Source organism: Streptomyces jumonjinensis (genome assembly GCF_009600885.1).
In the GTDB taxonomy this organism is placed as follows: Bacteria; Actinomycetota; Actinomycetes; order Streptomycetales; family Streptomycetaceae; genus Streptomyces; species Streptomyces jumonjinensis.
In genome coordinates this window covers 140,391-160,790 of record NZ_VCLA01000191.1, presented here as the reverse complement: position 1 = coordinate 160,790, position 20,400 = coordinate 140,391, and the positions used below count along the sequence as shown (strand labels likewise).

The window sequence follows — 20,400 nt, the reverse complement described above, 5'->3', positions numbered from 1 at the left end:
CCGGGGACCACCGGTCCGCGCCGATCGCCGCACGTCACCCGGCGTACCACGGGCCCTGAACCGCATCGACGCACACCGTGCCCGGCGACCGCCACGCCGCCGGGCACGGGCACAGCAATCTGAGAGTTGCCGCTCCGGATACCCCGGTGTGACGCTGACTCGGGACACGGCGTGGACACGGCGGCGCTGTTGCACGGCCCGCATGACATGAAGGATCGACCGTGACCCAGAACCTCGAAAGAACCGACGCGCCGGTCAGCACCGCACCGGCGTCGCGCGCCCCGAAGAAACCCGACCCGGCGACATCGCGCCCACTGTGGCGACGGCCGTGGATCGTACCGCTGTTCCTGGTCTCCGTCGGCTACATCATCCACACGGCGAAGCCGTACCTGGACCGGGAAACAGCCCCGCTGATGCCGCACGAAGGCTTCTCGGCGTACTACCCGACGCTGATCACGCATATCGCGTTCGCCACCGTCGCCCTGCTGACCGCCATCTTCCAGATATGGCCATGGCTGCGCCGGAACCACCCGGCGGTGCACCGGTGGGGCGGCCGGCTCTATGTGGTCACCACGATGATCGCGGGCGTGCTCGGACTGGTGATCGTGCCCTTCGCGCCGCCGGTGGGCAAACTCGGCGTCACCGTCGCGACCGTGCTGTGGCTGGCCTTCACCGTCATGGGATACATCCGGATCCGGCAGCGCCGCTACGCCGAGCACCGGCGGTTCATGCTGTACGCCTTCGCGATGGTCATGAACAACTTCTGGGGTTCGATCATCATCACCGCCGGACGCCGGCTGGAGCTTGAGATCGACCCCAATTACTACCTGGAAGCGGTGCGCTGGATCGGCTGGGTCATCAATCTGATGGCGGTGACGTGGTGGCTCAACCGCACGGCCGGCCGGCCGGTGCGCTGACCGCGGCAACACGATGGTGCCGCACCCGGAGCACGCCGCACGGCGGGCCCGGGAGCGGCACAACCCGTTCGTCGCCCTGAGAACCCGGGCGACGTCTGGTGGAAAGGAGGCCCTCTTGGCCCGGTACACGATCACGCTCTCAGCGGCGAACACCTCCCGGCGGCGCCATGCCGGACGGGCCGACGCCGGACGGGCCGGTACCGGAGTCCGGGAAGGCGTCCGGGGGATGCCCCGCGGCCGAGGCCCAGGACCCCGCCCAGGTCGCCGTGCGCGATCCAGACCTCGGCGGAAGGCATCCGACATCCCCCGGAGAAAGCGGCACTTCCGCCCCGAGAACACCCCTCATCCACATCGCAGTCCCTCAGCGGATGTGCCCTGATCGACATGTCAAGGAAGGAACTCGATGCAAACGAGCATTGAGAACGAACCGAACGCCAAGGCGACCCGCCGGGAGTGGTTAGGACTGATGGTCCTGGTCCTGCCGGCGCTTCTGCTGTCGGTGGACCTGACCGTGCTGTACCTGGCGCTCCCTCACCTGGCCGAGGATCTCCAGCCCTCCAGCAGCCAGCAGCTGTGGATCCTGGACGTCTACGGATTCATGCTCGCGGGCCTCCTCGTCACCATGGGAACCCTCGGCGACCGGATCGGCCGCCGCAAGCTGCTGCTGATCGGCGGGGCCTTCTTCGGCATCGCCTCGGTGATCGCGGCCTACTCCACCAGCCCGGAGATGCTCATCGCCTCCCGGGCGCTGCTGGGCTTCGCCGGAGCGACTCTCGCGCCGTCGACCCTGGCCCTGATCACCAACATGTTCAGGAACCCGAAGGAGCGCGCCACCGCCATCGCGGTGTGGACGAGCTGCTTCGTGGGCGGCGGCGTGATCGGCCCGGTCCTCGGCGGCTTCATGCTGTCGACGTTCTGGTGGGGCTCGGTCCTGCTGCTGGCGGTCCCGGTGATGGTGCTGCTGCTGGTCGCCGGACCGGTCCTGCTGCCGGAGTACCGCAACCCCGACGCGGGCCGGCTGGACCCGCTGAGCGTCGGGCTCTCCCTGCTGACGCTCTTCCCGTTCATCTACGGCGTCAAGGAGCTCGCCCGCGAAGGCTGGGAGCCGGTGTCCATCGGGGCGCTGGTCGTCGGCATCTTCTTCGGCGTGCTCTTCGTCCGCCGGCAGAACCATCTCGAAGACCCGCTGCTGGACCTCAGCCTCTTCAAGATCCGTGTCTACCGCGGCGCGATGATGCTGGGCCTCCTGGTCGGCACCATCACCGGCGGCAGCCTGCTGCTGGTCAACCTCCAGCTGCAGATGGTCGAAGGGCTCTCGCCGCTGAAGACGGGGCTCTGGCTGGTGCCCGGCGCGATCGGCACACTCCTCGCCATCGGGCTCAGCACCGGGCTCGCCCGGACGATCCGTCCCGCGTTCCTCATGGCCGGCGGGCTTCTGGTGTCGGCGGCGGGCTATGTCCTGCTGTCCCAGGTCCCCAGCGACGACAGCCTGGTGATGGTGGTGATCGGCTCGATCCTGATCAACGCGGGCCTCGGCCCGGCGGTGGCGCTGGGCTACGCCATGATCGTCGGCGCCGCGCCGCCGGAGAAGACCGGATCGGCGTCGGCGCTGTCGGAGACCAGCGGCGAGTTCGGTCTCGCGGCCGGCATCGCCATCCTGGGCAGCATCGGCACCTTCGTCTACCGCGATGAACTCTCGGTCCCCGCCGAGCTGTCCGGCGAAGCGGCGACCGCCGCCCGCGAGAGCATCGCCAACGCGATGGCCGTGGCTCAGGAGCTGCCCGACCCGGTCGCCGGCGATCTGATCGGCTCGGCTCGCGACGCGTTCACCTCCGGGCTCAACGTGGTGGGCGCGCTGGCCGCCGTACTGTTCATCGCACTCGCCGCGCTCGCCTGGCAGTGGTTCAAGCACATGCCGCCCACCGCCGAAGCGGAGTCCGGCGGTACGGACTCCGGATCCGAGGGAGCCCCGTCCGACGACGCGGCGGAGACGGCCGCACAGCCGCAGCCGGTCGCGTCGACCACGGCGGAGCCGGGGCCTGTCCGGTCCTGACCGGGCGGCCGGTCACACCGGAAGTTCACTGAGATCGCGATGTGCGCACGGAAGCGCGGCACGACCCGCCTTCCGCGCGCACATCGCGATCTCGGCTTTCCGGCGCCGTTCAGCGGACCCGCGACGGCAGCCGGCGGCGGGAACGTCCACGACGGATCCCGCCGCCACACGGAGGAGAGGAGCGCGGGCTCAGCGGCGCTGGTAACGCCCCGTCGTCCAGGCGATGCTGAGACCCAGAGCGGTCCCCGCAGGCCCGGCCATCAGCTCGGGCAGCACTCGCCCGCTCATCAGATGATGGATGAGCTCGCCCCGCAGCCGAGGATCGGACACCTCGGCGAGATACTCCGTCTGGTTCGCCGGCACGAGCGCCGTCATCAGGCTCTCCTCGGCGAGCAGCTCGTCGGTGCGCCGCCGGGTCCGGCCGAGGAAGTGGGGCGTCAGCGCCGCCTCGACCGACGACACGGTGCGCGCGGCAGGCAGGATACGGCGGTCCGCGCGCCGTTGCGCCTCGGCCCGTGAGGCGGGACGCACAGCGGCGACCGCCGCCCGTACCACCGGCGGCAGACCGGCCGGATCGGCGCTGTCCAGGGCCGCGAGCCAGTACCGGCGCAGCAGACGGTTCGGGTCGTGGAAGAGCACCGAGTACGGTGTCGCGGGCGCCAGATCCGGTGCGCTGAACGCCAGCAGACCGCCGGGGCGCAGCACCTCGGCTATCGACGCGGCGGCATGCCGCATGGCGTCGCCGTTCAGCAGATGGAAGACCATGTTGGCGAGCACCACGTCGGCCTGCCGGCCGCCGATGACCTCCCGCAGCCCGCGGAACCGTCCGGAGGCGTCGCGCAGCGAGTGGAACCGGGTGTACGGGACGTCGCGCAGCAGCGCGAAGCCCTGCGCGAACCAGGGCGTCGGGATGTCCACGACATGCAGCTCCAGGGCGGCGCCCCGCCCGGCGAGCCGCTCCACGACCCGGTGCTGGGCGAAGGCGCGGACCAGTTCGAGGGAGGCGAGCCCGGTGCCGGCGCCGTAGTCGAGCACCCGTACCGTCTCGCCGGGGAGGGCACGGGCGATACGGGACTCGACGGCGCGCACCGTGTCATGGACCACGACACCGGTGGCGCCCGCAGCCCAGCCGCGCGGCTGGGTCAGCTCGCCGTCGACGTACAGCAGCTCATGCAGCCGCACCCCGTCGGTGAGGTCGGCGTCCGGCGCGGGCTGCCAGGTGTCCTGGCGTACCGCCGGGGCGAACCGGGGCGCAGGCCGCACCGGCGTCAGCCGGTTGAGAGACACCGCGACGAACGGCCGGGACGTCGGATAACGGCGCTCCAGATGGCCGGTCGGCTCGAACCCGGCCAGTCGGCAGCAGCGCAGAACCGACTGATACTCCACCGGGTACTGGTGGGACAGGCCGTGGTAGGCGTCGAAGGCGACGGAGTGCAGCGCGCCGAGATGCCGCCGCGCCACCTGCGGCGCGACACAGTGCGCCTCCAGCACCACCATCCCGTGCCGGCCGACATGGGGCGTCCAGCGCCGCAGATGGGCGACGAGGTCGGTCTCCACCTCGACCGCGCTCAGCGGGGACCCGTCGGGGGCGACATACGCCCCGGTCGCCCAGCCGGGCACATCGGCGCGCGGGCCGTCGCCGAGGTAGGTGCGGTCGTGGTCGATGAACGAGCGGATGTGCAGCCCGTCCGCCATCCGCAGGCCGTGCGCGGCGAGCCGGTCGCTCAGCGCGCCGGGGTCGCCGATCTCGCCCGTCAGCAGGATCGGATCACGTACCCCGGCCGCCTCCAGCACACCGCGCGCGGTGTCCAGGGCGACGGTGCTGATGTCGATGCCGACATAGCGGATGCCGTCGCCGAACATGCTGTGCAGATGCGCCAGCCAGCTGCCGTCGCCGCACCCCATGTCGGCGATGAACGCGGGCGGCGACGGGGCGCTGAAGATATCGCGGAACACCGGATCGGCGTCGGCGAAGTACCGGCGGTGGGCCGCGGCGCTCGCCTGGACGTTGAGCTGCCGCTGACAGTGCCACTCGCCCTCGCCGGGGACGACGACCTGCTCGCCGCGGCACAGCTGCGGCAGCCGCGACACCATCGGCAGATAGGACCCCACCATGCCCAGATGGTCGACGAAGGCCCGCCCCGCGCGCCCCCACGGGGTCCAGCGGTTCTCACCGTCCAGCCACCCCAGCAGCGTCAGCAGCCGGGCGATCTCCCCGTCCGGCCGGTCCAGGCGGCCGGTGCCGCGCAGCGACAGCAGCGCGGGCACGGCGAGGCCCGCGTCCAGATGCAGGGTGACGGGGTCGGTGAGGTCCGCGCCGCTGCGCCAGGCGCCGTGGGCGTCGGCGGCGGCGGCGAACCCGGCACGGGTGACGGCGTCCCAGGGCGCCGCCCAGCAGTCCGGGTCGACGCTGTCGAAGCGGGCCAGGAAGTCACCCGCGGCGAGGTAGCGGTCGCGGTGACGCAGCGCGGCCCGCCCTGCCGCCGTCCAGGTGCCCAGCGCGCCCTCGGTGAGCCATCCGGCGGCCGTGAGGCAGCGCCAGACGACGCGCAGATAGCCGTTGTCGTCGGGGCTCCGGGGCTGCTCGCGGTCGAGCAGACCGAGCGCGTCCAGCGCCCGGACCGAGGCGGCCAGCATCACGCCGTCCTGATACAGGAACGCCGTGCGCCGCAGCGCCTCCCGGTCCACGGCGGCGCCGGGATCCGGCTCCGCCGGTGGCGCGGTCATGAGCGCGTGAGTGGACTCGAAACCCATGACAACCTCCAGGTGCAAACCCGCTGGGTGCACGGGCACCGCGCTGTTCACCGATATCGGATGCGGACCATCGTGGATCGGTGCCCCAGGTGCGGGCATCTTCGTCGTTGCGGACCATTCGGGCGCGGACCGCGCTGGACCGCGCCGGACCAGGGGAGAGGTCTCCGCACCGAAGCGCGGGACGAGAGCACCGCAGCCGCGGCGGACGACGGCGCGTCAGCGCGCCGCCCGGGCCGTCCGGGCTGCTCGGGCCCCCGGTCATGCCGCCGAATCGTGCCGGAGGGCCCCGCCCATCGAGGAGGCGATCTCCGTGAGATGCCGGCCGTAGGCAGACTGCCGCATTCCGGCGCCGAGCCGGTAACAGGCCTCGGCGTCGATGAATCCCATCTGCAGGGCGATCTCCTCCAGACAGGCCACCCGCTCGCCCCGGCGCTTCTCCATGGACTGCACATACCGGCTGGCGGCCAGCAGGGAGTCATGGGTGCCGCAGTCGTACCAGCGCTGGCCGCGGCCCAGCTCGATCAGCCGCGCCCGCCCCCGCTCCAGATACGCGCGATTGACGTCGGTGACCTCCAGCTCGCCGCGGGGCGAGGGGGAGAGGCCCCGGGCGATGTCGACGACCGCGCCGTCGTAGAGGTACAGGCCCGTGATCGCTTTGTCGGAGCGCGGGCGCGACGGCTTCTCCTCGATGGAGAGCAGTACGCCCGCGGAGTCGACCTCGCCGATGCCGTACCGCTCGGGGTCGGGCACGGGGCAGCCGAAGAGGGTGCAGCCGTCCAGGGAGTCCCGGGCGCCGCGCAGCAGTTCGGGAAAGCCGGAGCCGTGGAAGAGATTGTCGCCGAGGACCAGCGCCGTGTCGTCGCCGTCGATATGACGGGCCCCGATCAGGAAGGCGTCGGCGATGCCGCGCGGCTCGTTCTGCACGGCGTACGACAGATTCAGACCGAGCTTGGAGCCGTCGCCGAGGAGACTGCGCATGTCGGGGATGGCGGAGGGCGTCGAGATGATCAGGATGTCCCGGACCCCGGCCAGCATCAGCACGGAGAGCGGATAGTAGACCATCGGCTTGTTGTAGACGGCGAGCAGCTGCTTGGACGTCGCCAGGGTCAGCGGGAACAGCCGTGTACCGCTGCCGCCCGCGAGAACGATTCCCTTCATCGGCCGGTCCGTTCTTCGATGAGGCGCCGCACGCCCGCGCGATGGAGGGCGGACCGGTGAGAGCCCGCCCACGGTCAGATCACCCGCACTTCGGGCACGTACACGATCCACCGGCCGCCGGCCTCCCGGAACCGCTGTTCCTTCGCCATGATCTCCTCGGCGTGGTTCCAGGCGAACAGCAGCGCGTAATCCGGATACGGGTCGGAGAACGCCGCCGGCGGCTTGACCGGGATATGCATCCCCGGGGTCAGCAGATGCTGCTTGGCCGGCGTCGTGTCGCAGACATAGGGGACCAGATCGGGCCCTATGCCACAGAAATTGGTGACGGTCGCGCTCTTGGCCGTCGCGCCGTAGCCGACGACGGTTCTGCCGTCCTCGCGCAGGGAGCGCAGCAGGCCGACGAGGTCGTCGCGGATGCCGGTCACCGAGGAGGCGAAGCGCTGGAGCCCCGCGGACTCCGCCAGGCCCTGGGCGACCTCCTGCGCCAGCAGCCGGGCCACCGAGGGCGCCGGCCGCCGGGCGCCGGCCCGGGCGAGCGTGTACCGCAGCCCCCCGCCGTACGTCGGCAGCTGCACCGCGTCCACCAGCTCGAACCCGAACCGCTCGGCCATCGCCTGCACGGAACGGACCGAGAACAGATAGAAACGCTCATTGCAGATCTGGTCGAAGGACGTCTTCTCCACCATGTCCCGCAGATAGGGGTCCTCGAAGACGAAGACGCCACCGGGGCTGAGCAGCGCGTCCACACCGCGCAGCAGCGAGGCCGTGTACGGAATCTGACTGATGGTGTCCGACGAATAGATCATATCGGCCGGTCCCTCGGCCTCGCGGACGGCGGCGGCGGTCGACTCCTCGAAGAACTCGGTGCGCACCCGCACACCCCGCTCCCGCGCGATCTTCGCCACCCCTCCGGAGGGCTCGAACCCCCGATGGCGGATCCCGGACTCGGCACCGGTCCGCAGCAGCGTTCCGTCGTTGCAGCCGATCTCGACGAAGAACGGATCCGCGGTGGACAGCTCGGTCTCCACGAACCCCAGCGCGGTACGGGTGAAGTGCTCCCGCATCGCCGAGGACCCGGACGCCGAACGGTACGGATAGTCGTGGTGGAACACCTGCTCACGCGGTATCTCATCGGTCAGCTGGACCACCGTGCACGTCCCACAGCGGCCGACGGCGAGCCGGTGGAAGAACTCCGCCGCGATGCCGGCGGGGTCGTCGGGGCTCAGAAAAGCGTCGGGGAGCGGCTGAGGTCCGAGATCCAGGAACTCCTCGACCACACCGCCGCAGAGCCGGCATCCGCTCACTGGTGACTCCGCCCTTCTGCACCGGCCGCTCACGGCCGCTTGTGACAACGCATGACCTCAGCCCACGGCCCAGCATGTTCCCCGCGCGGGCGACGACGCATCTCCTGATGTGCGCCGGGAACAGCCGGGCGCCGTCGCGATCAGGCCGCCGAGAGGGACGGCAGCGGGAAGACCAGCTTCCCGCCCTGCGCGACGAACTCCTGCTCACGCTCGACGAACCCCTTGCGGTGCGCCCACGGGAGCACCAGCAGCTGATCGGGGCGGCGTGCCTTGGCTTCTTCCTCGGAGACGATGGGGATACCGGTCCCGGGGGTGGAGCAGCCGTGCTTCTCCTGGCTGACCTCGCCGATGCACGGCAGGTCCCGGGTGTCGATCCCGCAGTACTGGAGGACCACATTGCCCTTGGTCGAGGCCCCGTACCCCAGGGTGAGCTTGCCCGCCGCCCGTGAGTCGTCGAGGAAGGCGCGCAGCCCGTCGCGGTGATCGCGGACCCGGCGTGCGAAGGTCTCGTAGGTGGTCATCGTGTCCAGCTGGAGCCGGGTCTCCCGCTGACGGACCCGCTCGATCCCGGCGAGGTCGATCCGGTGCCTGCTGGGGTCCTTGACGAAGGTGAGACAGAGACTGCCGCCGTTGACGTCGGTGACCTCGGCCGTCGTCAGGGTGAGTCCGACGCGTTCGGCCATCCACTCGATCTGGCGCAGCGAGTAGTACGAGAGATTCTCCTGGCAGACCGCGTCATAGGCCAGCGCCTGGACCATGGAGGCCAGATCGCTCATCTCGACCATCCACACCCCGTCGTCCGTGAGGAGGTCGCGGATGTCGGCCATGAACCCGGTCGGGTCGGGCAGATCGTAGAACATCGCGATCGAGGTGACGATCTTGGCCTTGCGGTCGCCGTACCGCTCGGTGAAGACCTCTTTCGAGAAGAAGTCCGGAATCAGATCGATGTCGGCGGGGTAGTACTCGCGCCACTTGTCACCCGTGGGATCGATGCCCACCCGGGTGAGGCCCTCGGTCCGGTATCCGCGCAGCAGGGTGGAGTCGTTGCTGCCGATGTCGATGGTCAGATCATCGCTGTCGAGGTCGACCATGCCGGTGAGCTTCGCGACCTTGCCGTGCAGATGGTTGACCATGAACGGGCGGATGCCGGAGCGGTACCCGTAGTGGACGCCGTACATGAGCGAGAGATCGGCGGTGTGCCGCAGCTGCACCAGCCCACAGCCGTCCGGGGAGCACTTGACGAGTTCCAGCGGGGCAGTCGGCACGACTTCGCCGGGGCCGGGGAAGATACCGGTCAGAGACTGAGTCCCCAGGTCGAGCACGGGCAGCAGGGTGCGGTTGCCGCAGATGCGGCACTCGGTGCACTCGATGATGTTCATGATGCCTTCCACTCGGTCGTCATTCGAGTTCAGGGACGCGAGGTGCGGTATTCGGCGGTCAGCTTCTCCAGCGCGGGCACGATGTCGTTCGGGGTCGGCATCGCCTTCAGCTCGGTGCGCAGCTGAACGGCGTTCGCGAGATAGGAGGGGTCGTCGAGGACCAGCTGGAGACTCCTGCGCAGCGTCTCGGGAGTCAGCGTGCTGGAGTTGGCCGCGTAGACCCCGGCGCCGCGGCTCTCCAGACCGGTGCCGATGGCCACCGGGCCCCACCACTTCTCGACCCTGAAGGCGATGGGCACGATGATCTGCGGGACGCCGTTCTGAAGCGCCGTGGCGAAGCTCCCGACACCGCCTTCGTGGACGATCGCCGAACAGGACGGCAGCAGCGAGGTGAAGGGGACGAAGTCGACGGTGCGCACATTCTCCGGGATCTTCGTCACGGAATCGAGCTGCTTGGCGTCGAGGGTCGCGATCACCTCGACGTCGAGGTCGGCGACCGCGTCGAAGAGATCACGGGTCGAGGAGGACGCGCCGTCGATGGTGGCGTCCCGGTGCGAGAGCCCCTGAGTGATGCAGACCCGCCTGCGCGCCGGCTGCTCGTACACCCATCGCGGGGTGGGCGACGGGCCGTTGAACGGCACACTGCGCATCGGGAGATAGTGCGCGCCGTCCGGCTGCGGGATCCACGACGGAGTTGGGGAGATGCTCTACTGCCCGAGGACCGCCGCTTCGTCGAACTCGGAGCCGTACCGCTCCAGGATCGGCCCCAGCCACTCCCGCATCGGGTCGCCGTCCGCGCCGAGCCGGTCCCGGCACGCGGCACGCAGCTGGCCCACCCGGTCCACATTGAGCATCATCCGGGCGTGCGCCGCGCCGACGACCCGGGCCGCCACCGCTCCGGGGAAGGCGGTCGGGTCGGTGATCACCAGATCGGGACGCCACTGACGGGCGAAATCGACCAGGTCGTCGAAGGCGGAGTCCGGGAAGAACACCTCGCGTACACCGGTGGTGAGGTCCTCCAGCTCGGTGTACGCATCGCCCCAGCCGAAGTCGCTCTGCACCGACCTCCCGGTGCGGTGCCCTCTCGGGTCGCAGGCGTCCACCGTCTCGGCCGTCGCGTCGGCCGGCGGCATCTTCTCCTCCATGGCGAGCCGTTCGCCGACCGATACGCCGTTCAATCCGGTGCGTGCGACGGCGTCGGCCAGATCCGGCGGACCGGCGACGCACACCTCATGCCCAGCGGTACGCAACGCCCACGCCAACGGCACCTGCACATACAGGTGTGCCCTGAAGGGGTTGGTGACGAAGAGGATCCGCATCAGAGTCCTTCCACCTAGGTGATGAGTGATAGCGGCTGTGCCGGACATGCTCCGGCGGCGGCAGCCGGCCGCTGGGGCCCGGGTCGAGTCGCCGAGGGGCCCGGCACGCAGTCAGCCGCGGGCGAGGATCTTGCGGAGGGTGGTGATGACCTTGTCCTGGAGGTCTTCCGGCAGCGACGGATACATCGGCAGGGAGAAGATCTCGTCAGCCGCGGCCTCGGTCACGGGGAGATCACCGGCGGCATGGCCCAGATGGGCGAATCCGGTCATCGTGTGCACAGGCCACTGATAGCTGATGTTGAATTCGAAGTCGAACTCCCTCAGCGCCTGGAGAATGTCGTCCCGCTCGGGGTGGCGTACGACGTAGACGTAGTAGACATGGTCGTTGCCGGGGGCCACCTGAGGCAGGATCAGCCCGGTGTCCCCGAGGCCCTCGGCGTAACGACGCGCGATCGCACGGCGGGCGGCGATATAGCCGTCCAGCCGGCGCAGCTTGCGGCGCAGGATCTCGGCGTGCACCGTGTCCAGCCGGGCGTTGTGCCCGGGCGTGCGGACCACGTAGTAGCGGTCCTCCATCCCGTAGTACCGCAGCCGGCGCAGATCCCGCTCGGCCTGGTCGTCGGAGGTGATCACGGCGCCGGCGTCGCCGTACGCGCCGAGGACCTTGGTCGGGTAGAAGGAGAAGGCACCCGCGTCACCGGTCGTCCCGGCCAGCCGGCCGTTCCGGCGCGCCCCGTGCGCCTGGGCGCAGTCCTCCAGGATCTTCAGCCCGTGGCGCTCCGCCAGCTGCTGGAGCGGGGCGAGATCCACACACTGACCGTAGAGGTGCACCGGGATCAGACAGGTGGTCCGGTCGGTGATGGCGGCGGCCACCTGATCGGTGTTCATGAGGTAGGTGTCGGGGTGCACATCGACGAAGACGGGGGTCGCGCCCACCCCGTCGATGGCGAGCACGGTCGGCGCCGCGGTGTTGGACACGGTGATGACCTCGTCGCCTGGGCGGACGCCCAGGGCCTGCAGGCCGAGCTTGACGGCGTTGGTGCCGTTGTCGACGCCGACGCAGTGCGCGGCGCCGTGGTAGGCGGCGAACTCCTCTTCGAAGCTGCCCACGCTCTCGCCGAAGACGAGCTTGCCCGAGCGGAACACGGTGTCGACGGCGTCGAGGATGTCCTCGCGCTCGGCTTCGTACTCCCGCAGGTAGTCCCATACACGAATAGCCATCGGTGCCCTCTCGTCCTGGTCAGCTTTTCCGGTCTGGTAAGACGACGTATCCCGCGGTCCCGGGGCAGCTCTCGTCGCGTGTGCTCCGCGCTGTCTCCGCATGGTTCGAAGGCACGCCCCGTGATCGGCCGGTCGTCCGCGGGGGCGCCTTGGTCAAAGGTTGTTCAGGCAGAAGAGCAGGGTTCTGGCCTCGATGCCGAGGTAGTAGCTGTGCCGTTGCAGCGCCATCAGCTGCTCCACCGCGATCCAGCTGAAGTCGGGCGGCGCCTGGAGCGGGAAGCTGTCGTCGGCTTCCACGATGAGATAGCGGGTCTCGGCGTGGAGGAACCGCCCTCCCTCCTCGGACTGCACGACGTCGTAGCGGACGTTCTCGCGCGCCGACAGCAGATAGTCGAGGAATTCGGGGCGGCGGTCCGCAGGGGTGTCGGCGTAGTCGTTCATCATGAAGCGGGCAGTGGGTCCGAGCTCCACGGTGTCCCGGTATCCCGGCAGCACCTCGGCGCGGATCAGCGCGTGCTGTCTGCCGCCGATGCGCCGGGTCACCAGCCCCGCCAGGGCGAGTCCGTGCGGGGCCAGCAGCGGTTGCTTCCACTGGTGCACCTCACGGGTGCGGGCATGGACGCGCACGCCGACGATGCTGAAGTCTCCGCCGTCCTCGGGGAGGATTCTCCCGGCGTCCTGCCGCCATCCCACCAGGGAGTTCATCGGGACCAGCCGGGCGTTCAGCTCGTACGCGCTCTTGCGGCCGGTGAACCAGCTGAGGATCTCCGTCATGGTGTGCGTGCCGCCGGGCTCGGAGCCGCCGTCGAACACGCCGTGGCCGTCGGGGTCGTCGGCGGGGGCCGCGACGGGCAGACAGCCGAGGACCGTGCGGGCGTCCATGTTGATGATGTTGGGCTGTCGGAGCAGTCGGCGGATCTGCCCGAGAGTCAGCCAGCGGAAGTCCTCATGGACGGGCACGTCGTCGGTGACCTCGATGACGATGTTCCGGCTCCGCTTCAGATGGAACCAGGCGCCCTGTTCCGACTGGAGTACGTCGACGAGGACCCGGCCCCTGCCGGGCTCGATGAAGTACTCGACGTAGCGGGCGGGTCTTCCACGGTGCACCCGGGTGTAATTGCTGGACGTCGCCTGGACCGTGGGCGACAACTGCACCATGCCGATGTTGCCGGGCTCCATCTTGGCCTGGAGCCGAAAGTGCAGGACGCCGTCGAACTCCTTGGCGATGATTCCGAGGACGGCGATGTCCCGTTGCACGAGAATGGGCTGCCACCATTCCCTGGTGTGCCCGTGATTCGTGGTGACGTGGAGTCCCTCCACGGTGAAGAACCGGCCACTGTGATGTTCCACGTTTCCGGTGTCCGGGGCGCAGCGCCATCCCTGGGGCTCGGCCAGCTCGTCCAGTGTGATGACGGTGCTCTCGAACGGCTGCCTGCGCTTGTCGTCGAGCCAGTCGTCGAGGTCGGAGTCCATCCGTGACACGGCCGTTCGTGCCGAGGCGGTGACGCGGGCAGCGAGGTCGACGGTCATGCCCCTGCCGAGCTGATCGAGTAGCGCAGGCACCGGAGGCTCCCATGAGGTCGTATGACTACGCACATCGTCGTACGGGGTGACTATGCGATGCATCTTCTGGATTGCGGTGGGGAAGCAGGGACACGGCATCACAGGAGATGCGTCTCCGGTATGCGGATCGGCACGCTGTTCGGGTGCCGCCCTGTCGCAGCCTGGGAGAGATGGGTACCCATGAATTTCTTATCTGATCACGGGAATGGCTCCGCCGCCGTCATCGGAATGGGTTATACGGGATCGGCCATGGCGGCGGTCCATACCGGGATCGGGAGGTAGCGGTCATGGCGCGGGTCGTGGTCACCGGAGGATGCGGCTTTCTGGGCAGTCATCTGGTCGATGAGCTGGTCCGGCGGGGCGACGAGGTCACCGTGTTCGACGGCGGAACACCGCCTGACGATCAGTCACCTCCGCCGTCGGTCCGCTATGTGCCCGGTGACATCAGAGACGCGTCGCAGCTGGCCGAGGTGGTGAAGAAGGGTGTGGACACCGTCTACCACCTCGCCGCCGTCGTCGGAGTCGACCGGTATCTCGCCAGCCCGGTCGATGTCATCGACATCAATCTCCTCGGCACCCGCCATGTGCTCGACCTCGCATCGCGGGCGGGCGCCAAAGCAGTCGTCGCGAGCACCAGCGAGGTCTTCGGGAAGAACCCCGCCGTCCCGGGGCGAGAGGACGACGACCGGGTGCTGGGCAGCACCTCGGTGGACCGCTGGTGCTACTCCTCCAGCAAAGCGCTGGGCGAGCATCTCGCGTTCGCCTTCGCCCGCGACCGCGGACTCAGAACGGCGATCGTCCGCTACTTCAACGTATACGGACCACTGCAGCGGCCCGCGTTCGTCGTCAGCAGGAACATCCACCGGGCCCTGAACGGGGAACCGCCGGTGGTGTACGACGACGGTGGCCAGACACGGTGCTTCACCTATGTCCAGGATGCGATCGACGCGACGATTGCCGTCGCCACGAGCGAGGACGCGGTCGGAGAGTGCTTCAACGTCGGCAGCTCCGTCGAGACCACCGTGGGCGCTCTGAGCGCCCTGGTCGCGGAGCTGACGGGCGCGGGCGAGGCCGTGCCGGTCGACACACAGGACCGGCTCGGCGGCCGGTACCAGGACCTGCGCAGAAGGGTCCCGGACACGAACAAGATCAGAAAAGTACTCGGGTGGCAGTCCACGACGGACCTGCGCGAGGGACTCACCAGGACGATCGAATGGGCACGGGAGAACCCGTGGTGGCTCGCCCTGCCCGACAGCGGCGCGGTACCGGACAGCGGACCGGCCCACACGCCCGCCTGAAGAGCGTCCGGCTCAACCACGAGCAGCGACGGCGGACCGCACCAGCGGTCCGCCGTCGCCGCGTGTGACCGGCGGCATCCGAGACACCGCGCGTCGAACGCGTCACCCGCGGAGTCCAGCGCTCCGGGCTCCCCGACCGGACGAGGAAGCGGACGCCGTGCCGGACCGGACGGCCGGCCCGGTCACCGCCGGCGAAGCGTCCGCGACGGCCTCGGCGCCCGTCAGCTCGCCTCCAGATAGCGGGTGCTCTGCGAGCCCACCGGGACAAGTCGGCGCGTCGCCCGCGCGGCCACCGGAGTCTCGCCCCGGCCGATGCCGCGATAGACGTACCCGGCCTTGCGCAGCTCGGAGATCTTGTCCTTCGGGTAGTAGGCGCGACCGTCGAACAGCAGACACGACTCGGCCACCGGGAGAGCGGCGAAGTCGATGCCCAGGAAATCGCGGTGCAGCGCGAGCACCGCGACGCAGTCGGCGCCGCGCACCGCCTCGTCGAGGGACGTCTCCAGCTCCATGCCGAACAACCCGGCCGCGGCCTCCTGGTCGACCAGCGGGTCGTAGAGACGTACGGTGGCCCCGCTCGCGGCCAGGGCCTCGACCACACCCTGAGTCGGCGTGGCGCGCAGATCGCCGGTGTTGTTCTTGAACGCCAGGCCCAGCACCGCCACCGTGGACTTCGCCGGGTCCTTGCCCAGCCTCGCCAGCTCGTCGAAGACCAGCTCCGCCGTGTACTCCGGCATCCCGGCGTTGACCTGCCTGCCCGCCGCGGCGGTCTGGATGCGCACGCCGAACTCGTCCGCGGTACGCCACACCATCCAGGGGTCTTTGGTCAGGCACGAACCGCCGACACCGACGCTGGGCAGCAGGATGTTCACATTGCCGGTGCCCTTGGGGATCGTGTTCGCCGCGGCGATGACATCGAGCACATCCGCCCCGTACAGCCCGCACAGCTTGGCCAGCTCGTTGGCCATGGCGATATTGAGATCGATCCACCAGTTGTCGGCCAGTTTGACGATCTCGGCCGCCTCCAGGGTCTCCATCGGCAGGATGTCCACCCCCAGAGTGCGCCGCCACAGCTCGCCGACGGACGCCGCGCACTCCGGAGTCAGCCCGCTGACCACGATCGGGAAGGTACGCAGCTCCTGCAGCGCGGTCCCCTCGGCGAGCCGCTCCGGGGTGAAGGCCAGACCGAAGTCCTCGCCCGCCACCAGCCCGCCCGACTCCAACAGGGGACCGAGCAGGTTACGCGTGGTGCCGGGCGGCACCGTGGACTTGAGGACGACCAACTGGCCGGGCCGCAGATGCTTGCTCAACCCCAGCGCGGCGCCGCGCAACTGCTCGTCGGCCAGCGACCCGTCGTCACTCACCGGCGTACCGACGGTGATCAGCACGACATCAGCGGCACTGACCTCGGCGGTGTCGGCGGTCACCCGCAGCCGACCGGAATCCAGGCCCGAGAACAGCATCTCCGCGAGGCCGTGCTCGTTGAACCGGCACTCCCGCCTGCCCAGCTCCTCGACCAGCCGGGGGTCCGTGTCGATTCCGATGACGTCGAATCCGCGCTCGGCCAGGGTCGCCGCGACGCAAGAACCTACGTACCCGAAACCGATGACCGCCACGGTGGGGCTGTCATGGTCGGAGAGAAAACGCATCGTGAGTCTCCCATCGAAAAGTGGTACGGGCCCACGTCCATGGTCCTCACCACCGTGCTCGGCGGGCATCTCCTGGTTTGCCGCCGATGGAATCCAGCACCGGAGAAGTGGGGAACAGCGGAGCACGAGAGGCAGGACATGCACCAGGACGGGGTCACACAAACATGATGGACTCATACCGCAATCTGGAAGATGCGCCGCTCAACCCAGTGGTACGACAATCGACGCAGTCATGCGACCTCATGGGAGCCATTCGTTGCCTGCACGACTCAACCAGCTCGACATGAGCGTGCTAGTCGACAGCACCGCCCGCATCACCGCCTTATCCTCGTCGGGTACGGCGGGGAGCACGCCGTCGCGCGGCGCGACCCGACCGCAGGACAGCCCATCTGCCGGTGTGGACGGACCGGGCCGACAGCGCACGGCTGCGGCGGATGGATTCGCGGCGGGTACGCAGACTCCGGCGACGTGCGTGTGCTCGACGAGGTCAGCTATGGCACGTCAATGGACCACCCTTCGGCGTGCCATGGCACGACCTGCACCACAAGGACAGAACGGCTGCGGTTGCCACGGCTCAAGCGTCGACACGACTTGGGCCGTGTGTGCCGACACCTACTGCCCACCGAACCTTCGGCCGGACCGGCTGACCATCAACCCGCCGCGCTCGGCGACCCTTCGCTGGCCTCGGCGATGTATCTGTACGGGGTCGACCACGCTCTGGCGTAACCCCTGCTGCAAGACATGAGGAGAACTTTCATGGTGGAGAAGACCGATACGGTCGTCGAGCCGGGCACCGTGCCGATCGCGCAGCTGCGCGCGTTGGTCGACGGACAGGTGCTCGTGCCCGGTGACGCGGGTTACGACGAGGCGCGCGTCGTCTACCTGGGCGGGATGGACCAGCGACCGGCCGCGATCGTACAGCCGACCGACGCCGCCGCTGTGGCCCAGGTCGTCCTGCTCGCCCGTGACAGCGGGGTGCCCCTGGCGATCAAGGGTGGCGGGCACAGTGTGTTCTGTCTCTCTGACGGCGGCCTTGTGCTCGACCTGTCGTCGCTGCGCGACCTGCAGATCGACCAGGAGTCGCGCACCGCTTGGGCGGAGGCGGGCCTGACCGCTGGTGAGTACACCAACGCGGCTGCCGAGCATGGCCTCGTCACCGGTTTCGGGGACACCGGCAGCGTCGGCCTCGGGGGCATCACCGTCGGCGGCGGCATCGGCTATCTGGTCCGTAAGTACGGACTCAGCATCGACGATCTGCTGGCGGTCGAGGTGGTCACCGCCGACGGTGAGCTGCGCCGGGTCGACGCGGAGCACGAGCCCGATCTGTTCTGGGCGCTCCGAGGCGGCGGCGCCAACTTCGGTGTGGTGACGCGGATGCAGTTCCGTCTGCACGAGCTGAGCACGGTCCTCGGCGGCCTGCTGGTTCTGCCGGGCACCCCCGAGGTCATCGCCGGTTTCGTCGAGCAGTCGGAGCGGGCGCCGGAAGAACTCACCAGCATCGTCAACATCATGCCTTCGCCGCCGATGCCGTTCGTTCCCGAGGAACTGCACGGCACGCCGATCATCATGGCGATGATGGTCTACGCGGGTGAAGGCGAGGAGGCGGAGAAGGCTTTTGCGCCGTTCCGCGCCCTGGCGACGCCGATCGCGGACATGATCGCGCCCATGCCGTATCCCGGGATCTACCCGCCGGAGGAAGAGCGCTACCACCAGGTCGCGGCAGCCCGCAACATGTTCGTGGACGCCATCGACCTCGATGCGGCTGCGGAGATCCTGGAGCGGATCAAGGCGTCGACAGCCATCATGCCGGCGGTTCAGATCCGTGTCCTTGGCGGTGCCATGACTCAGGTGCCTGGGGACGCGACCGCTTTTGCCCACCGTCACCGCAAGGTGATGGTCAACGTGGCGGCTGTCTATGAGAACCCCGATGACGCGGAGACGCACACTCGCTGGGTGGACGAGTTCACCGTGGCGCTCCAAAAGGGTGTGCCTGGCGTATACGTGAACTTCCTCGCCGACGACAGCCAGGACCGCATCCGCGAAGCCTACCCGGAGGCCACCTGGAACCGCCTGCGCACCCTCAAGCGCACCTACGACCCGACCAACCTGTTCCGCGTCAACAACAACATCCCGCCCGCCGAAGAAGCCTGACAACCAACACTCGGGTGCGGCCGCTGTGCTCCACACAGCAGCCGCACCCTCTGGAGGATGTGGCCGCGGCGTTTGTAGTGGGACCGGCGGGCTCGGGCTTGGCTGTGTCTTCGGTAGCGTGACCAGTGCAGACGGTGCTCGTTGCTGTGGCAGTGGCGTGTGACGACGGCGTGGCCCATCAGCCGGCGGATCTCCGGGACGCTGAGGGGTATGAGGTCGTGCTCGGCATTCGAGGTGCCCCTTTTATGGCTTCTGCGGCGCGGACTGCGGTCAGATACGCATGCGCGGCCATGGCCAGGGTGATGTGGCGGTACCAGGCCCGGTAGAGGCGGACCTGGTAATGGTCCAGGCCGCACTCACCTTTGGCGCTTTGGAAGCATTCCTCGACTGCCCACCGCGCGGCAGCCACTCTGACCAGGTCTTTCAACCGCGAGGTGACAGGGCCGCAGCAGACGTAGTAGGCGATTTCACTCGGCTTGCCGACGGAGCGCCGGGCCAGGACCCAGTGCCCGGACCCAGTGCCCGGACCCGTTCTCCCACTCGTCGCGGACTGGGACCCGGGCCCAGTCGTGGATCCGTTCGCCGTGGGAGCCGGCTCCGCCCGAGAGACGCTTCCAGCGCTGGCGGGGCAGCGCGGCTACGAGGGCATCGACGCGGAACTCCTTGCCCCCAAGGGTGACCACGGTGTCGTTGACCTTGGTGGCCAGGACATACGCGACGCCGCGTTCCTCCAGCCAGGACCGTAGGTGCTTGACCTGTCCGTATGCCTCGTCCGCGGTGACCCATGCGAACGGCACACCGGCATCGAGGGCGCGTTGCAGCATCCAGCGGAAGTGCTCGTTCTTGGTCGCGAAGGCGACCTCGTCGCCGATCCCGGACGCCTGGCAGCGTTCGCGGTCCTCAGTCCAGGAGACGGGGACATAGAGCTCGCGGTCGATCAGGGCCCGGCCCTGGGGAGAGGCGTAGGCCAGGAAGGTGCCGATCTGGCAGTTTTCTGTGCGTCCGGCCGTTCCGCTGTACTGCCGCTGGACGCCGGCGGACTTCGTGCCCTTCTTCAGAAAGCCGGTGTCATCGCCGATCAGGACGGCGCTCTTGTCGCCGATGGTCTCCACGACGTAGTCGCGCAGGTCGTCACGGACGGCATTCTCGTCCCACTCCGAATGGTTCAGCAGGCGCTGGACGCCGTCCGGCCGGAGCTGCCCGACCTGCTCGGCCATAGTCCAGGCATTCTTCTTCTCCAACGGGGCGAGCAGGCCGGTCAGATAGTCCAGAGCCCGTTCCCGGGGCTCCGACCTGCCGAAACGATGGGCGAACCGGGCATGGAACCCGGCTATCCCCTCAGACCACGACTCGACCTGCTCCATTGTCAACGCGTCAGCACACAGTCAGACCAACGAGCACCCAAGCCCACGGATACGCCCAGCTGCGGTTGCAGTACTAGGCGTAGTGCTGGGTGGACTCCGGACGCCGGACTCCGGACTCCGGTGACCGAATCAGGCTTGCAGCTCGAAGAGCGTCATCGGCTCCTTGGCGTTGTAGAGCCGGCTGGCTGCTCGACCGGTTCCTGGCCGAAAACCCGCCAGGCCCGTGATCGGCGGATGAACCCTCCGATGCGGTGGAACTCGGTGAAGCCG

The 20,400-nt window shown here is 69.0% G+C and carries 12 protein-coding genes and 2 pseudogenes; 4 read left to right on the top strand and 10 right to left on the bottom strand.

What is annotated here, in order from left to right:
* Positions 1-221 precede the first annotated feature (221 nt).
* Complete coding sequence (locus tag FF041_RS30640) at positions 222-917, top strand: DUF2306 domain-containing protein (RefSeq protein ID WP_323371060.1); 696 nt, start codon at positions 222-224, stop codon at positions 915-917.
* Positions 918-1,320: 403 nt separating this feature from the next.
* Positions 1,321-2,970: an MFS transporter gene (locus FF041_RS30635; protein ID WP_153525796.1), complete on the top strand. Its 1,650-nt coding sequence runs from the start codon at positions 1,321-1,323 to the stop codon at positions 2,968-2,970.
* Positions 2,971-3,159: 189 nt separating this feature from the next.
* Here the strand turns inward: FF041_RS30635 and FF041_RS30630 are convergent, their stop codons facing one another.
* From FF041_RS30630 to FF041_RS30600, 8 genes and pseudogenes are all read right to left on the bottom strand, one after another.
* Complete coding sequence (locus FF041_RS30630) at positions 3,160-5,697, bottom strand: class I SAM-dependent methyltransferase (RefSeq protein ID WP_153525795.1); 2,538 nt, start codon at positions 5,695-5,697, stop codon at positions 3,160-3,162.
* 285 nt (positions 5,698-5,982) lie between these two features.
* Positions 5,983-6,882 (bottom strand): glucose-1-phosphate thymidylyltransferase RfbA, encoded by a 900-nt coding sequence (rfbA, locus tag FF041_RS30625; protein ID WP_153525794.1) that lies wholly within the window; start codon positions 6,880-6,882, stop codon positions 5,983-5,985.
* A 74-nt stretch (positions 6,883-6,956) separates the two neighbouring features.
* Positions 6,957-8,186 carry a class I SAM-dependent methyltransferase gene (locus FF041_RS30620; protein WP_323393171.1) on the bottom strand — a complete coding sequence of 410 codons (1,230 nt, stop codon included), beginning with the start codon at positions 8,184-8,186 and terminating at the stop codon, positions 6,957-6,959.
* 140 nt (positions 8,187-8,326) lie between these two features.
* Positions 8,327-9,565, bottom strand: coding sequence for a class I SAM-dependent methyltransferase (locus FF041_RS30615; RefSeq protein WP_153525792.1), 1,239 nt, complete (start codon positions 9,563-9,565; stop codon positions 8,327-8,329).
* Positions 9,566-9,594: 29 nt separating this feature from the next.
* The gene (locus FF041_RS39560; protein ID WP_323393187.1) at positions 9,595-10,104 is read right to left on the bottom strand and encodes a glycosyltransferase; all 510 of its coding nucleotides are present in this window, start codon (positions 10,102-10,104) and stop codon (positions 9,595-9,597) included.
* 33 nt (positions 10,105-10,137) lie between these two features.
* Positions 10,138-10,884 (bottom strand): annotated as a pseudogene (locus tag FF041_RS39555) (hypothetical protein); the annotation flags it as partial.
* Between the two features lie 111 nt (positions 10,885-10,995).
* Entirely contained in the window at positions 10,996-12,105 is a 1,110-nt protein-coding gene (locus FF041_RS30605; RefSeq protein ID WP_153525791.1) for a DegT/DnrJ/EryC1/StrS family aminotransferase, read from the bottom strand.
* A gap of 153 nt (positions 12,106-12,258) precedes the next feature.
* Positions 12,259-13,668 carry an NDP-hexose 2,3-dehydratase family protein gene (locus FF041_RS30600; RefSeq protein ID WP_323393169.1) on the bottom strand — a complete coding sequence of 470 codons (1,410 nt, stop codon included), beginning with the start codon at positions 13,666-13,668 and terminating at the stop codon, positions 12,259-12,261.
* Between the two features lie 287 nt (positions 13,669-13,955).
* On the opposite strand from FF041_RS30600, the gene FF041_RS30595 reads away from it, so the two are divergent.
* Positions 13,956-14,966, top strand: coding sequence for an NAD-dependent epimerase/dehydratase family protein (locus FF041_RS30595; RefSeq protein WP_153525789.1), 1,011 nt, complete (start codon positions 13,956-13,958; stop codon positions 14,964-14,966).
* A 221-nt stretch (positions 14,967-15,187) separates the two neighbouring features.
* On the opposite strand, the gene FF041_RS30590 is transcribed toward FF041_RS30595, so the two are convergent.
* Positions 15,188-16,615 carry a nucleotide sugar dehydrogenase gene (locus FF041_RS30590; protein WP_153525788.1) on the bottom strand — a complete coding sequence of 476 codons (1,428 nt, stop codon included), beginning with the start codon at positions 16,613-16,615 and terminating at the stop codon, positions 15,188-15,190.
* 756 nt (positions 16,616-17,371) lie between these two features.
* On the opposite strand from FF041_RS30590, the gene FF041_RS30585 reads away from it, so the two are divergent.
* Positions 17,372-18,766: an FAD-binding oxidoreductase gene (locus tag FF041_RS30585; protein ID WP_153525787.1), complete on the top strand. Its 1,395-nt coding sequence runs from the start codon at positions 17,372-17,374 to the stop codon at positions 18,764-18,766.
* Between the two features lie 178 nt (positions 18,767-18,944).
* On the opposite strand, the pseudogene FF041_RS30580 reads toward FF041_RS30585, so the two are convergent.
* Positions 18,945-20,130: pseudogene (locus FF041_RS30580) on the bottom strand (IS701 family transposase).
* Positions 20,131-20,400: the final 270 nt, after the last annotated feature.